Raw genomic sequence first — 14865 nt, 5'->3', positions numbered from 1 at the left:
GCCCTGGCCGAGGCCGTGCCGACGCTGATTCGCCCCGAACGGCTTGAAGGGACCGCCGAGCGGACCGCCGTGGCCGGCGTGCCGGACGACCTTGCCTACATCATCTACACCTCCGGCACGACCGGGCATCCGAAGGGCGTCGCGGTCCGGCACGACGGATTCATCAACGCCGCGCTGGCGACCGGGGAGACGATCGGGCTTCTGGCGGACGACCGTATGGCGCTGGCCGCGACGCCGGGCTTCGACGCCTCGCTGTGGGAACTCGGGTTGGCGCTGCTGCATGGCATGGCGCTGGTTCCCGTGCCGCCGGACCTGCGCGACGATCCATGGGCGCTGAAGGACTCCTATGAGGCGTTGGGGGTCACCGTAGCCTTCCACGCTCCCTCCTACCTGCGGATCAGCCAGGAGAAGCCGTTCCGCGGCCTGCGCATCCTGCTGACCGGCGGGGAGGCGCCGAACGCCGACGATGCCCGCCACCACGCGGCCGATCTGGCCTTCTGGAACGCCTATGGTCCCACCGAGGCGAGCATCGTCGCCTCCATGGGCCGCATCCTGCCGGACAGCGGGCGCGGCCGGCCGGTGCCCGCCGGGCGCCCGCTGCCCAATTGCCGGGTCACGCTGCGCCGTCCGGACGGCACGCCGGTTCCGCCGGGCCTGCCGGGGGAGCTGTGGCTGGGCGGGATTGGCCTTGCCCGAGGCTATCTCAACAACCCGGAACTGACCGCCCGCGCCTTCGTCGAGACGGCGGAAGGCCGATTCTACCGCACCGGCGACCTCGGACGCTGGTCGGCGGAGGGACAACTGATCCTGTGCGGCCGCATCGACCACCAGGTGAAGCTGCACGGCCAGCGCGTCGAGCTTGCCGAGATCGAGCAGGATCTGTTGGCCCACCCCGCCGCAGCACAGGCCGTCGTCCTGGTGGACGCTGTGGCGGAGGGCACCAAGGCCCTGCGCGCCTTCGTCCGCGCCAAGGATGGCGCCCCCCTGCCCGACGAGGAGGCGTGGCGTGCCTTCCTGGCCGACCGTCTGCCCGCCTTCATGGTGCCGGCCAGCGTGACGGAGTTGGACAGTGTCCCCCTGACGCCGGCGGGCAAGATCGACCGCGAAGCCCTGCTCCGCCTCGCCCATTCCCATGGCCACGCCGCCACGGCGGAGCGGCAGGCGCCGCGGGATGGACTGGAACAGCGCATCGCCGCCCTGTGGGGCGGTCTTCTGGGAGAGGAGATCGCGCGCGGCGACAACTTCTTCGCGCTCGGCGGCAACAGCCTGCTCGCGGTGTCCATTGCTCACCGGCTGTCGCAGGAGCTGGGCATCGCCGTCCCGGCGCGCGCATTGTTCGCCGCTCCGACCCTGGCCGGATTCGCCCGCAAGGTGGCGGAATTGCGCGACACGGAAGCGCCGCAGGCCGACGCGGACGACTCTGACCTCGCCACCGAAGGGGAGCGCGAGTTTTGGGTGGCCGAGGCGGCGGGGCTGGACACCCGGCCCTTCATCATCCCGGTGATCCGCGCCGTGGAGGGGGAGTTGCCGGACGCGGCCCGCTGGTCGGACGCCTGGACGTCACTCGCCGAGCGGCACGAGGCGCTGCGCACGAGCTTTGCGGAGGATGCCGAAGGGCGCCTGCGCCGCCGCGTCGCCCCGACAATCGGCTCTGTTCTGGACCTGTCGCGTCAACCCGACCGCGCCGCGGCTCTGGCCCACATCCGCACCCTTCAAGGGCAGCCCTTCACCATGGCGACCGCGCCGCTGTGGCGCGCCGGGCTGGTGACGCTGGCGGACGGCGATGCGCCGCTGTTCTGGATGGCGCTGCACCATTCCATCGGCGACGGACGCTCGGTCGGCATCCTGCTGGAGGAGCTGACCGCGTTGCTGGCAGGCGAGTCCCTGTCTTCTCCGCCTGCCCGCTACGCCACCATGGCCGCCCGCGAGCGGCGTTATCTGGACGGCCCGGACCGCGCGACGGACGAGGCCCATTGGCGGGATCTGCTGTCCGCTCTGCCCGCCGAGGCGTTTGACGACTGGCCGCTCGACACGCCGCGCGCCGCTGGGGCCACTCCCGGCAGCCACCGTTTCGAGTTGCGGTTGGACCCGGCCACCGCCGCAGGGCTGAAGGCCGTTGCCCGTCGGCACGAGGCCAGCCTGCACGCCGTCCTGCTGACCCTGCTGGCGCGCGAGGCTCGGCGGCGCACCGGGCGCGGCGCCTTCACCATCGGCACCACCGGCGACATTCGGGAAACCGCCGAGGATGCGCGGGTCGTCGGCTACGGCGTGACCATGTTGCCGCTGGCCCTCCGCCCCGCCGCCGACACCCCCTTCGGGGCGGAGCTGCGCGCCGCCCAGGCGGCCCTGACCGGAGCGCTGCTGCACGCCCGCCTGCCCTTCGCGCGGATCTGCCATGGCTTCTGGGCGGATCGCCCGCAGCAGCGCGACCCGGCGCGCTACCCGCTGTTCGACATCGCGGTGACGGAAAACCCGCAAGCCGGCCCCGCCGCTGGCGCGCTGCGTTTCGTCCGCCCCGATGGCGAAGGGCTGGCCTATGAACGCACCGGCCATTCGCCGGGCCAGGACATGGTGCTGATCCATGAAGGGCTGGCCGACGGCGGGCTGCTGCTGCAATGGCACGTCAACGCGGCACTCTACGCCAAGGACACGGCCGAGCGCTGGTTCAAGGCGCTGGCCGGCTGGGCGCGCTGGCTGGGGGACGACGACGCCCGCGCCGACATCACGCCGCCCGCCCTTCTGCCGGAGGAGGAAGCCACCCTCGCCGCGTGGGAGCACGGCCCGGCGGTGGAACGCCCGTCGCTGCCCTTCCACGCGCTGTTCGAGCGGCTGATCGACCGGCCCGGCACCGGCCAGGGCGGACGCCCGGCGGTCATCGCCGCCGACCGCGTTCTGACCTACCGCGCCGTGGAGGCCGAAGCCAACGCCATCGCCCACGCCCTGCGGGAGCGCGGGGCGGAGCGCGGCACCGTGGTCGGCGTGCTGACCGGCCGCTCGCCCAACCTGCCCGCCGCCCTGCTCGGCGTGTGGAAGGCCGGAGCGGTCCATCTGCCGCTCGCCGCCGACCTGCCGGCGGAGCGGCTGGCCTTCATGGCCGGGGACGCCGGGGCGGCCCTGCTGCTGGCGCTGGACGGCGTCGCTGTGCCCGACGCGCTGTCCGCCCTGCCGCTTCTGCGTCCGGAGAATCTCTCCGCCGATTTCCGCACGGCGCACGCCCACCGGCGGCAAGCCGCGACGGGGCCGGAGGACACCGCCTACATCCTCTACACCTCCGGCTCCACCGGTCGGCCCAAGGGCACGCCGGTCGGCCACGGTGCCTATGTGAACATGGTGCTGGGCGCCGTGGAAACCTTCGGCCTGACCGCCGAGGACCGGACGCTGATGTTCGCCTCGCCGTCCTTCGACGTGTCGCTGTCGGACATCGGCGTGCCGCTGGCCGCCGGGGCGGCGCTCTGCGCCGTTCCCTATGAGGTGCTGAGCGCGCCGGCCCGCTTGATCGCTTTCCTGGCGGAGCGGCGGGTGACCGTCGCCGACCTCACCCCGACCTATCTGCGCCTGTTCGACGGGGCGGAACTGCCGTCGCTGCGCATCCTGGTGACCGGGGGCGAGGCGCCCTTGGCGGCGGACGTCCGCGCCTACGCCGGGCGGCTGCGCTACTACAACGCCTACGGCCCGACCGAGAACACCATCACCAGCGCCATGGGGCTGCTGGGCGCGGAGGACCGGGGCTTCCTGCCCGTAGGCCGCCCGCTGCCCAACACGTCGGTCCACATCCGCGACGCGGCGGGCCGCCCGGTGCCGCCGGGGGCGGTGGGGGAGATATGGCTGGGAGGCGCCAACCTCGCCCGCGGCTACCTGAACCGCCCCGAGCAGGAGGCGGCGGCCTTCGTCGGGACGGGACGCGGGCGGCTCTACCGCTCCGGCGACCTCGGGCGCTGGCGCGCCGACGGCGAGCTGGAGGTGCTGGGCCGCGTCGACGATCAGGTGAAGCTGAACGGCATCCGCATCGAACTTGGCGAGATCGAGCAGGCGCTGGGGAGCCACCCCGACGTCGCGCAGGCCGTGGCCCTGGTGCAGGGCAAGGCCGGCGCCGCGCAGAGCCTGTGGGCCTTCGTCCGCCCCGTCCCCGGCAAACCGGCGCCGGCCGAGGAGTCCTGGCGCGGCTGGCTGGCCGACCGGCTGCCCGCGGTGATGATCCCGGCCGGGCTGATCGCGGTGGAGACGGTGCCGGTCACGGCGTCCGGCAAGGTGGACCGCGCGGCGCTGCAAGGTCTGATCGCCGGCCACGCCCCGCAAGGCGCGCAGGTCCCGCCGCAAGGCCGGCTTGAGGAGACCGTCGCCCGCGTCTGGGCGGAGCGGCTGGACCGCGGCCCGGTCTGGCGCGACGACAATTTCTTCGCGCTCGGCGGCCACAGCCTGCTCGCCATCGCCGTCGCCCACGCGCTGGAAACGGAGCTGGGGCGCCCGGTTTCCGCCCGCGACCTGTTCACCGAACCGACCCTGCGCGGCTTCGCCGCCCGCCTCGCCGCCGCCGCCACTCCCGCGGATATCCCATCCGACGCCGAATCCGACCGCGCGACCGAAGGCCAGCGGGAGTTCTGGGTGGCCGAGCAGGCCGGGCTGGACACCCGCGGCTTCAACATCCCCCTGACCCTCGCGGTGGAGGGCGACACCCCGTCCGACGACCGCTGGGAAGCCGCCTGGACCACCCTGACCGAGCGGCACGAGGCGTTGCGCACCGGCTTCCAGGAGGACGAGGGTGGCACGCTCCGCCGGACAGTCCACTCGGCGTCCGCCGGTCTGGAGATTTCGACGGCGCCCGACCGCGCCGCCGCGCTGGACCTCATCCGGGCGCGCCAGACCGAACCCTTCGCCATGGCCGCTCCGCCGCTGTGGCGGGCCGGGCTGGTCCGGGTGGCGGACGGCAGCGGCGCCCTGTTCTGGCTGGCCCTGCACCATTCCATCGGCGACGGCCTGTCGCTCGGCCTGCTGGCCGGCGACTTGGCCGTATTGCTGCGCGGGGTGTCCCCGCCCGGCCGCGCACCCGGCTTCGGCCGGTCCGCCGCCAGGGAGGAAAGCTATCTCACCAGTCAGGCCGCCAAGGCGGACGCGGAGCATTGGCAAAACCTGCTCGCCGGGATCGACCCCTCCGCCTTCGAGGAATGGCCGCTCGACAAACCCCGTCCTCCGGTGCGCAGCGCGGAGACGGCCAAGGGAAGCCATTGCCACCGCGTCCGCCTCGCCCCGGACGTGGCGAAGGCGTTGCGCGCCCTCGCCCGGCGCAACGGCGCCAGCCTGCACGCCCTGATGATGACCATCATGGCGCGCGAGGTGCGCCGCCGCACCGGCCGGGCGGCGTTCCTGATGGGCACCGCCGCCTCCACCCGCGAGACGGCGGAGGAGGCGGGCGTCGTCGGCTACTGCATCAACATGCTGCCGGTCCCCTTCAGCGTGGACCGGAGCGAACCGCTGGAACAAGCGGTCAAGGCCACGCAAAGCCGTCTGGCGGAAGCGCTGCGCCATGGCCGCCATCCCTTCGCCCGCATCCACCAGGAGTTCCGCCGCAGCCAGCCGCAGGCGCATCATCCGGCCCGCCACCCGCTGTTCGATCTGGCGGTGACCGAAAATCCGGCGATGCCCGCCCCGAGCGGGGACGGGCTTCGCTTCGCGGCCATCGATGCCTTCGATGGAAACGGCATCCGGTACGAGCTGCGCCGCAGCGCTCCCACCCAGGACCTCGTCCTGGTGCATGAGGGGCAGGCGGACGGTGGGTTGGTCCTCCAGCTCTACGCCAACGCCGCCCTCTACGAGCGGGAAACCGCACAGGCCTGGACCGCGGCGCTGGCCGGCTGGGCGCGGCGGCTGGCCGATCCCAGGCGGGCGCCGGCCGAACCGCTGCCCGCCCTGCTGCCGGACGAGGAGACACGGCTCGCCGCGTGGGAGCACGGCCCGGCGATGCCGCACCCGGTTCCCTGCTTCCACCACCAGTTCGCCGCGCTGGCGCGCTCGCAGCCGGACCGCCCCGCCCTCATCACCGACGACGGCGCGGTCAGCTACGCCGCGATGAACGCCCGCGCCAACGCGCTGGCCCACGCGCTGCTGGCGCAGGGCGTGCGGACCGGCAATGCGGTCGGAGTCCTGACGGAGCGCTCGCCCGCCCTGCCCGAAGCGGTGCTGGCGATCTGGAAGGCCGGGGCCGCCTATCTGCCGCTGACCCGCGACCTGCCGGCGGACCGGTTGGCTTTCATCGCCCGCGACGCCGCCATCCGCGTGATCGTGGCGCTGGACGGCCACCCCCTGCCCGACGCGCTGGCGCAGGCCGGTTACGCGGTCCTCCGCCCGGAAGCCCTGTCCGAGGAGTTCCGTGCCGCCCACGCCCATGAGCCGGAGGCCGGGGAACGCAGCGGTCCCGGCGATCCCGCCTACATCATCCACACCTCGGGGTCCACCGGGCTGCCGAAGGGGGTCGTGCTGCATCATGGCGGGATGCTGAACCTCGGCCTGTCGATGGCGCGGATGATGGGCGTCCAGCCGGACGAGCGGACGCTTCTCAGCTCCTCCCCCTCCTTCGACGCCTGGATCTCCGATTGCGTGATGACCTGGGCGACGGGCGGCGCGCTGGTTCCGATCCGCCGCGCCGAGATGGACGACACCGCCGGGCTGCGCGCCAGGATGGAGCGGCTGGGCGTCACCTCCGCCACCCTGCCGCCCTCATACCTGCGGCTGTTCGAGCAGGCGGACCTGCCGACCCTGCGCATCCTGATGACGGTGGGCGAGCCGCCCAACGCCGCCGACGCCCTGCACTACGCGGCGCGGCTGCGCTACATCAACGGCTACGGCCCGACCGAGAACACCGCCGCGGCCAGCATCGGCATCCTTTGCCCGGACTCGCCGTGGATGAGCGCCGGGCGCCCGCTGCCCAACACCGCCATCCACATCCTGGATGAGGACGGGGAGCCGGTGCCCCCCGGCGCCATCGGCCATGTCTGGCTGAGCGGCCTGGGGCTGGCCATCGGCTACCTGAACCGGCCCGACCTGACCGCCGCCGCCTTTGTGGAGACGCCGCAGGGCCGCCGCTACCGCACCGGCGACCTCGGCCGCTGGTTGCCCAACGGGGAGCTTCTAGTCCTCGGCCGGTCGGACAGCCAGGTGAAGCTGCGCGGCCAGCGCGTGGAGCTGGGCGAGATCGAGCACCGGCTGGAAGCCCACCCCGGCGTCCAGCAGGCGGTGGCGCTGGTGGACACGCCGCCGGGCGGCACGCAAACGCTGTGGGCCTTCGTCGGCCTCGCGCCCGACGCCGCGGAACCGACGCAGGCCGCCTGGGCCGCCCATATGGCAACGGCGCTGCCCGCCTACATGGTGCCGGCGGCGGTGATCCGGGTGCCGGCGATCCCGGTGACGGTGGCCGGCAAGGTGGACCGCAAGGCCCTGCTGCAGGCGCTGGCCGACCACGCGCCCTCCGAAGGCGCGGCCTCCGGCGCTTACACCCCGCCGCGCAACGCGGTGGAACAGCGCGTGGCCGAGCTGTGGGCGGAGCAGCTTCAGCGGCCCGTTCCGGGGCGCGAGGCCGGCTTCTTCGAGCTGGGCGGCGACAGCCTGCGGGCGATCGCCGTGGTCAACCGCCTGCGCCGCGAATTTGCCTGCAGGATCAACGACCTCTACGAAGCACCGGTGCTGGCGGACTTCGCGCTGCGCCTGCGTCCCCAGCCGGACCATCTGCACCGCGTCATCGCTGCCGTCCGCTCCCATTGGCAGGACTATCAGGCGACCCTGCCCGCCTTCGACGCCGCCCGCGACCGCGCGCTGGCCGAGCAGCAGCGGGCCTACGAGGCGCGCAACACGGCCTACGCCGCCTTCGACGGGACGCAGCGGCGCGACTACGGCGAGGTGCTGCTGACCGGCGCCACCGGCTATCTCGGCGCCTACCTGCTGCGGGAGCTTCTGTCCGACCCGGCGCGGAAGGTGACCGCCCTGGTCCGCGGGGGCGACGACGGGGCCGCCCGCGTCCGGCTCGGCCGTGTGCTGGCCGGCTATTTCGGGGCGGTGAACGGTGCCGCGCTGATCGCCGATCCGCGCCTGACCGTGCGGGCCGGCGACCTGCGCCGCGACGGGCTGGACCTCACCCCCACGGCGCACGGCGCGCTGGCGGAGGGGGTGTGGGCGGTCTTCCACTGCGCCGCCAACGTCAACCATTTCGGCCATTACACGGAGTTCCACGCCGACAACGTCGAGGCGACGCGCCGGCTCCTCGACCTCGCCGCGGCGCGGCGCGGCGATCCGGCGGACTTCCACCTGATCTCCACCCTGTCGGTCACCGGCAAGGCGCCGGAGGACGGCTTCAAACTGGTCACCGAATACGACGCCGTGCCGGAGACGCTCGACGAGAACTACTACGTCCGCAGCAAGCAGGAGGCGGAACGGCTGGTCACGGCGGCGCGCGGCGATCTGCGCAACGCCAGCATCCACCGCGTCGGCAACGTCGTCTTCGCGGCGGAGGGCGGGCCGCTGCAGTTGAACCTGCGGGACAATGCCTTCTTCCGGCAACTGGCGGCCTTCGTGCGTCTGGGGGTGGTGCCCGACGATTCGCACGTCTGGCTGTGCCACGTCGACCTCGTGGCCCGCGCGGTGGCTCTGCTGGCCGGTGCCGCCGGCCTCGCCAACGAGACGCACCATGTGGAGAACCACCGCCGCGACACGTTGGCCGATTTCGTGACCTCGGCGGCGGGGATGGCGGGCGCCGTGCGGGCGGTCGGCTTCGACGCGCTGCTCGACCGGCTGGAACGCGCCATCGGCGAACCGGACATGGACGGCGCGCTGGCCCAGACGCTGGAGGCCTTCGGCCTCTACAGCGGGCGCTCCCCCCAGGCGCGCGGCCGGCGGCAGGAGCTGACCTCCGAACGCACGCAGGGGCTGCTCGGCCGCATGGGCTTCGGCTGGCCGCCGGTTCCCCGCGCCGGGCAGGCCGACATGCTGCGCGCCGCCGCGGACCTCTTCTCCCGATGAACGCCTCCGGAGCCACCATGCTGACCCACGTCCAGGATCTCGGCTTCCGCACCGGGGAGTTCACCGTGGAACCGCTGCCCGATGCCGAGACGGCGCGCGTGCTGGCCGTCCTGGCGGCCCGCCACGGGACGGAGACCGACGCCGCCCTCGTCCCGGACGGGCGGGAGGCTGAGTTGCGCGGCGAACTGGCGGAGGCGGCACCCGGCCTGTCCGCCTTGGCCACGGCGATCCGCGACCGGCTGGAGACCAGCCACAGCGGCGTGCTGATCCGCCGCGCCCATCTCGGCCGCCACGACCTCGACACCCGGCGCCGCCTGCTCTACGCGCTGGCGGTGTGCATCGGCGCGCCGACCGCGACCGACCGGATCGACCGCAAGGTGGTGTGGGACATCAAGCTCCGCCCCGAGCTGGTGCGCGCGGGCAGCGCCTCCACCTTCTCCGAGCACGCCGACGAGGCCGACTTCCACACCGACACCCAGTATTTCCCGAACCCCGAACGCTACATGCTGCTCTATTTCGCCAAGGCGGCGGCCTGCGGCGGCGGGCGGTCGAGCCTGCGCGACGCCCGCTGCGTCCGCGCGGCTCTGGCCGGCAGCGACGAGGGGCGCTGGGCGCTGGACCTGCTGTCGCGAACCGCGCTGCCCTTCCGCATCCCCGCCACCTTCACCCGCACCGGATCGCGCGACGCGGTGGAAGTGACCTTCGCCACCGTCTTCGGCGATCGTCCGCTCATCCGCTTCCGCACCGACACGCTGCGCCGCGGGCTGGCCGCCCGGCCGGAGCATGACACGCCGGACGTCCGCCGCGCCCTCGCCATCCTCCAGGCGGAGTTGGCCGACCCGGACCGGCGGCTGGAGACCTTCATGGAGTCCGACAGCCTGCTGGCGATGAACAACCACGAGGCGCTCCACGGCCGCGGCGCCTTCGCCGACCCGGAGCGCCACGCGCTGCGCATCCGCATCGACGACGGCGCTCCGCAGGATGGCGCCCCGCAGGATCAGGCACGATGAATCTCCTCCGCCTGCTGGGACGGCTGGGACCGGCGCCGCTGCGGCGGCTGGTTCTCTATGCGCTGGGCTCGGCCCTCTTCTCCACGCTGGTGCTGGCCCTGGTCAACCGCGCGGCGGAGGAGATCGCCGCGGAGAAGGCCGATTTCGTCAACGTGCCGCTGGCCGCCGCCTTCGTCGCCAGCGTCCTCCTCTACATGCTCCTGGAAGGCCGCATGGTCGCCCACCTGTCGGCGGACGCGGAGGAGGTGGTGGACAGCCTGCGCATGCGGCTGCTCGACCAGATCCGCCGCGCCGACCTGTGGAAGCTGGAGCGCTTCGGCCAGACCCCGCTGTTCGAAAGCGTGACCCAGAGCAGCCAGCTCATCTCGCAGAACTCGCAGTTTCTGGCGCTGACGGTGCGCTCGGTCCTGCTGAGCGGGACGATCCTGCTCTACATCGCCACCATCTCGCCGGTCGCCTTCCTGCTGATCGGCGGGCTGCTGGGCGCCGGGACGTGGTTCTACATCCGGCTGGGCCGCGCGCTGCAGGAGCGGCAGCGCGCCATGATGGCCGAGGAGGCCGCCCTGTTCGAGGGCGTGTCTGACCTGTTCGACGGCTTCAAGGAGCAGCGGCTGAACAGCGCCCGCAGCCGCGACCTCAACACCGCCTTCGCCACCGTGTCCGGCCGCACCACCACGGCCCGCGGCGCGGTGCATCTGCACACCTGGCAGCAGTTCGTGTTCGGCGAATGCGCCTTCAACCTGATGCTGGGCGTGGTCGTCTTCGTCGTGCCGTCCTACTCCAGCGCCATTTCGGCGGAGCTGGTGAAGATCACCGCCGCCATCTTCTTCATGTCGGCCCCGGTCTTCGGGCTGATGCAGTCGCTGGCGGTGATGAGCGCCGCGGAGGCCGCCGCCGGACGCATGATGGCTCTGGAAGGCCAGCTTTCGGAATTGGCCGAGACTGGGAGCGACGGCCCCGCCCTGCCGGTGCCCGTCAACTTCGGCGAGGTGAGGATGGAGGGGGTGGAGTTCGCCTTCCCCGCCCCGCCGGGGGAAGCGCCCTTCGCGGTCGGCCCCTTCGACCTGACCATCCGGCGCGGCGAGGTGATCTTCGTCACCGGCGGCAACGGGTCGGGCAAATCGACCTTCATCAAGCTGCTGACCGGCCTCTACCACCCGCTGCGCGGGCGGATCACCGTGGACGGCGTGCCCGTCGGGCCGCAGCGCATCGCCGCCTACCGCGAGCTGATGGCGACCGTCTTCGCCGACTTCCACCTGTTCGCCCGGCTCTACGGCCAGAATGCCCTCAACCCTGTGGAGGCCGCCGAGCTGATGCGCTGGATGGAGATGGAGCGGGTGACGGCCCTGGAGGGCGACCGCTTCGGACGGCGCGACCTGTCCGCCGGGCAGCGCAAGCGGCTGGGCCTCGTCGCCGCCATCCTGGAGACGGCGCCGATCCTGATCCTCGACGAATGGGCCGCCGACCAGGACCCGCATTTCCGCTTCAAGTTCTACCTGGAGGTCGTGCCGGAACTGAAGCGGCGCGGCCTGACCATCGTGGCGGTGACCCACGACGACCATTACTTCGACGTCGCCGACCGCCGCCTGCACATGGAGGAGGGCCGCCTGACCGAACTCTCCCATCTGACGGAGGGCGTGGCATGAGGCTAGCCGCCATCGTCCTGCGCGAGCTTCCGGAGAATCTGCGCACGCTCGCCCTGATGAACGTCCTGTCGGCGATCGCCACCGCAGCGCTGCTCTGGCTGGTCGACGCCGCCGCCAAGGACGCCGCCAAGGGCATCGTCAGCCCGCGGCTTCTGGTGATGTACGCCGTCACGGTGACCCTGTTCGGGGTGACTCACAATTACGCGCTGGTCACCGCGTCCCAGGACGCCGAGCGGCTGATCCACAAGATCCGGCTGCGCCTGTTCGATCTGGTGCGCCGCGCCGACCTCGTCACCGTGGACCGCATCGGGCGGGCGTCGCTGCACGGCGTGCTGACCCAGGACACCCAGACGCTGGCCCAGACCCTGCCGCTTCTGGCGATCGGCGGGCAGCAGGCGGTGATGCTGGTCTTCCTGGCGGTCTATCTGGCCTGGCTGTCGCCGCTGGCCTGCGTCATGGCCTTCGCCTTCGCCGGCATCGCCGTGGCGGTGAAGGTCGCGCGGGTGCAGCGCCTGCGCCGCAGCATGGTGGAGGCGGCGGCGGCGGAGTCGCGCGTCTTCGACGGGCTCACCGATCTGCTGCGCGGCTTCAAGGAGGTGCGAATGAACCGCCGCCGCGGCGACGGGCTGATCCGCGACCTCGCCGACGCCTCGTCTCAAGCACGGGCGGTGAACGTCGACATGAAGGAGCAGTGGGGCCGCAACTTCGCGCTGGTCGAGGCGATGTTCTACACGCTGATCGGCATGATGGTCTTCGTCGTGCCGCTGTTCACCACCGGCTATCACGCGGTGGTGGTGGCGGCGACCACGGCGGCCCTGTTCATCGTCGGGCCGGTCAGCACCGTCTCCTTCGTCACCCCGCTGGTCGCCCAGACCGAGATGGCCCTGTCCAACATCGAAGCGATGGAGGAGCGGCTGCGCGCCGCCGCCGGCAGTGCCCCGGACGAGGGCGCCGACCGTCTGCCCGGCCCGCCCGGCACCATCGCGCTCAAGGACGCCACCTTCGCCTATCACGACGATGCGGGCGCGCCGGTCTTCGCGGTCGGGCCGCTGTCGGCGGAGTTCCGGGCGGGGGAGATCACCTTCGTCACCGGCGGCAACGGCTCCGGCAAGTCGACCATGCTGCGCCTGCTGACCGGGCTGATGCCGTTGGGCGGCGGCCAGTTACTCGCCGATGGGGAGCCGGTGCCGGCGGAGCGGATGCAGAGTTACCGCGACATGAACTCGGCGATCTTCTCCGACTACCACCTGTCGCGCCGCCTCTACGGCGTCGCCGACCCCGACCCGGCGCGCGTCCGCGCCCTGCTGGAGCGTCTGGAGATGCAGGACAAGGTGGCGGTCGCGGATGGCGGCTTCAGCACCGTCGCCCTGTCCACCGGCCAGCGCAAGCGCCTCGCCCTCGTGGTCGCGCAGTTGGAGGACAAGCCGGTCATCGTGCTGGACGAATGGGCGGCCGACCAGGACCCGCATTTCCGCCGCGTCTTCTACGAGGAGCTGCTGCCCGAGCTGAAGGCCCTGGGCAAGATCGTCATCTGCGTGACCCACGACGAGCGCTGGTTCGGCCTCGCCGACCGCGTCTATCACATGAACGAGGGCCGCATCGAGGAAGGCCACGGCCACCATCACCTGTTCGCGCTGGAGACGGCGTGATGGCCCTGCCCCTGTCCCCCTGGCTGCACGGTTTCCGGCCGGTTCCGGCGTCGCGCCGCGCCTTGGTCTGCTTCCCCTACGCCGGGGCCGGCGCCGCCGTCTTCCGCGACTGGGCGTTGGACGTCGGGCCGGAGACGGACCTGCTGGCGGTGCGCCTGCCCGGACGGGAGAGCCGCATCGGCGAGCCGCCGCTGCACCGGGTCGAGGAGGCCGTACCCGCCCTCCTGGCGGCGCTGGAGCCGCTGAGAGACCGACCGCTGATCCTGTTCGGCCACTCGCTGGGCGCGGCGCTGGCCTACGCCACCGCCCGCGCCCTGGCGGCGCATGGTCGCCCGCCTGCCCTGCTGGCCGTGTCGGGGCGCCGGGCGCCGCACCGTCCGTCGCGGCGGCCACCCGTCGATGGCCTGGACGATGCGGCCTTCCGCGCCCGCCTCGCCGCGCTGGGCGGCACCCCGCCCGAGGTGCTGGCCTGCGACGACCTGATGGAGTTGATGCTGCCCATGCTGCGGGCCGACTTCGCCATGTCCGACGCCTTCCTCGAACCTGATCCCCCGCCGCTTCCGGTGCCGATCCTGGCCATCGCCGGGGCGGAGGATGCGGAGGCCACGGTGGAGGAGGTCGCCGGGTGGGAACGGTTGGCTGGGGCAGGCTTCACAAGGCGCACGCTTCCCGGCGGCCATTTCTTCCTGCACGAACAGCGCGCTCTGATTGTCCGGCATCTGTTGGGGGAGGGTTCACGAAACACCCACTGAGCATTGATATTCCTTTTGATGGCAAATCCTTTGACGAAAACAACCACATTCGTTAGCCCATATGACGGTGCCGCCGGAAACCACCGGCGGCGTTTTCGGAGCGGGCCGGCCCTGCGGGGCCGACTGTCGCCGCGGACCATCGGATGCGCGGCGTTCATTGCTGATTTTCTCTCGACAACGTCCCTTTTTGGAGCACCACAGCATGGTCAGTGAGAAGGAAACACCGGGCGGCAAGGCGAAGCCGGAAACGGCCGCCGCCCCTGCCTCCACCCCGGCTCCGGAGGCCGTGACGGCCGCCACCGAAACCGCCCCCGAGACTGCCAGCACCTCCGAAGCCGCTCCGGACTCCACGCCCGCCGCTCCGGTCTCCACCGAGGCGCAGGCGGCCGAGATCATCCGCAAGCATGTGCTGCTGTCCGCCGCGGCGGGCGTCATCCCGCTGAACTTCGTGGACACCGCGGCGCTCGCCGTCGTCCAGCTCCGCCTGCTCAAGGAGCTGTCGGAGCTGCACGGCGTCGACTTCCGCGGCGACATCGGCCGCTCCGCGGTCGGCACGCTGTTCGCCACGGTCGCCCCGACCACCCTGGCCGGCGGCCTGCTCGGCTCCATGGCGTTCAACATGGCCCTGCGGTCGGTGCCGGTGATCGGCACGGTGACGCGGCTCGCCACCCAGCCGGCCTTCAACAGCGCCTTCACCTACGCGCTGGGCAAGGTCTTCCAGCAGCACTTCGCGTCGGGCGGCACCTTCCTGACCTTCCAGCCGGAAAAGGTGAAGACCTATTTCCGCGAGAAGTTCGAGGAAGCC

6 protein-coding genes are annotated in these 14865 nt (G+C 72.3%); all 6 read left to right on the top strand.

The features are described from left to right. Window positions 1–15: 15 nt before the first annotated feature. Complete coding sequence (locus GBZ26_RS17710; RefSeq protein WP_174439962.1) at window positions 16–9003, top strand: non-ribosomal peptide synthetase; 8988 nt, start codon at window positions 16–18, stop codon at window positions 9001–9003. Then, the gene (locus GBZ26_RS17705; RefSeq protein ID WP_174439961.1) at window positions 9000–10013 is read left to right on the top strand and encodes a TauD/TfdA family dioxygenase; all 1014 of its coding nucleotides are present in this window, start codon (window positions 9000–9002) and stop codon (window positions 10011–10013) included. Before GBZ26_RS17710 ends, GBZ26_RS17705 begins: the two co-directional genes overlap by 4 nt. Then, window positions 10010–11659, top strand: a complete 1650-nt coding sequence (locus tag GBZ26_RS17700; RefSeq protein WP_174439960.1) for an ATP-binding cassette domain-containing protein — start codon at window positions 10010–10012, stop codon at window positions 11657–11659. The genes GBZ26_RS17705 and GBZ26_RS17700 overlap by 4 nt, the downstream gene beginning before the upstream one ends. After that, the gene (locus tag GBZ26_RS17695) at window positions 11656–13308 is read left to right on the top strand and encodes a cyclic peptide export ABC transporter (RefSeq protein ID WP_174439959.1); all 1653 of its coding nucleotides are present in this window, start codon (window positions 11656–11658) and stop codon (window positions 13306–13308) included. Before GBZ26_RS17700 ends, GBZ26_RS17695 begins: the two co-directional genes overlap by 4 nt. Then, a complete protein-coding gene (locus GBZ26_RS17690; RefSeq protein WP_211104811.1) occupies window positions 13308–14060 on the top strand; it encodes a thioesterase II family protein in 753 nt (250 codons plus the stop codon). The genes GBZ26_RS17695 and GBZ26_RS17690 overlap by 1 nt, the downstream gene beginning before the upstream one ends. 202 nt (window positions 14061–14262) lie before the next feature. Next, the coding region (locus tag GBZ26_RS17685; RefSeq protein WP_174439957.1) for a YcjF family protein at window positions 14263–14865 on the top strand (603 nt) is incomplete at its 3' end.

This window comes from Azospirillum formosense, from assembly GCF_013340925.1.
Taxonomy (GTDB): Bacteria; Pseudomonadota; Alphaproteobacteria; order Azospirillales; family Azospirillaceae; genus Azospirillum; species Azospirillum formosense.
Note: the sequence above shows the minus strand (reverse complement) of the source record. Positions and strands in the feature narration are given on the sequence as shown.

What these genes read in the sequence shown, in the direction of transcription:
- GBZ26_RS17705 (WP_174439961.1), top strand. Translation starts at nt 9,000, where the DNA reads ATGAACGCCTCCGGAGCCACCATGCTGACCCACGTCCAGGATCTCGGC.
- GBZ26_RS17700 (WP_174439960.1), top strand. Translation starts at nt 10,010, where the DNA reads ATGAATCTCCTCCGCCTGCTGGGACGGCTGGGACCGGCGCCGCTGCGG.
- GBZ26_RS17695 (WP_174439959.1), top strand. Translation starts at nt 11,656, where the DNA reads ATGAGGCTAGCCGCCATCGTCCTGCGCGAGCTTCCGGAGAATCTGCGC.
- GBZ26_RS17690 (WP_211104811.1), top strand. Translation starts at nt 13,308, where the DNA reads ATGGCCCTGCCCCTGTCCCCCTGGCTGCACGGTTTCCGGCCGGTTCCG.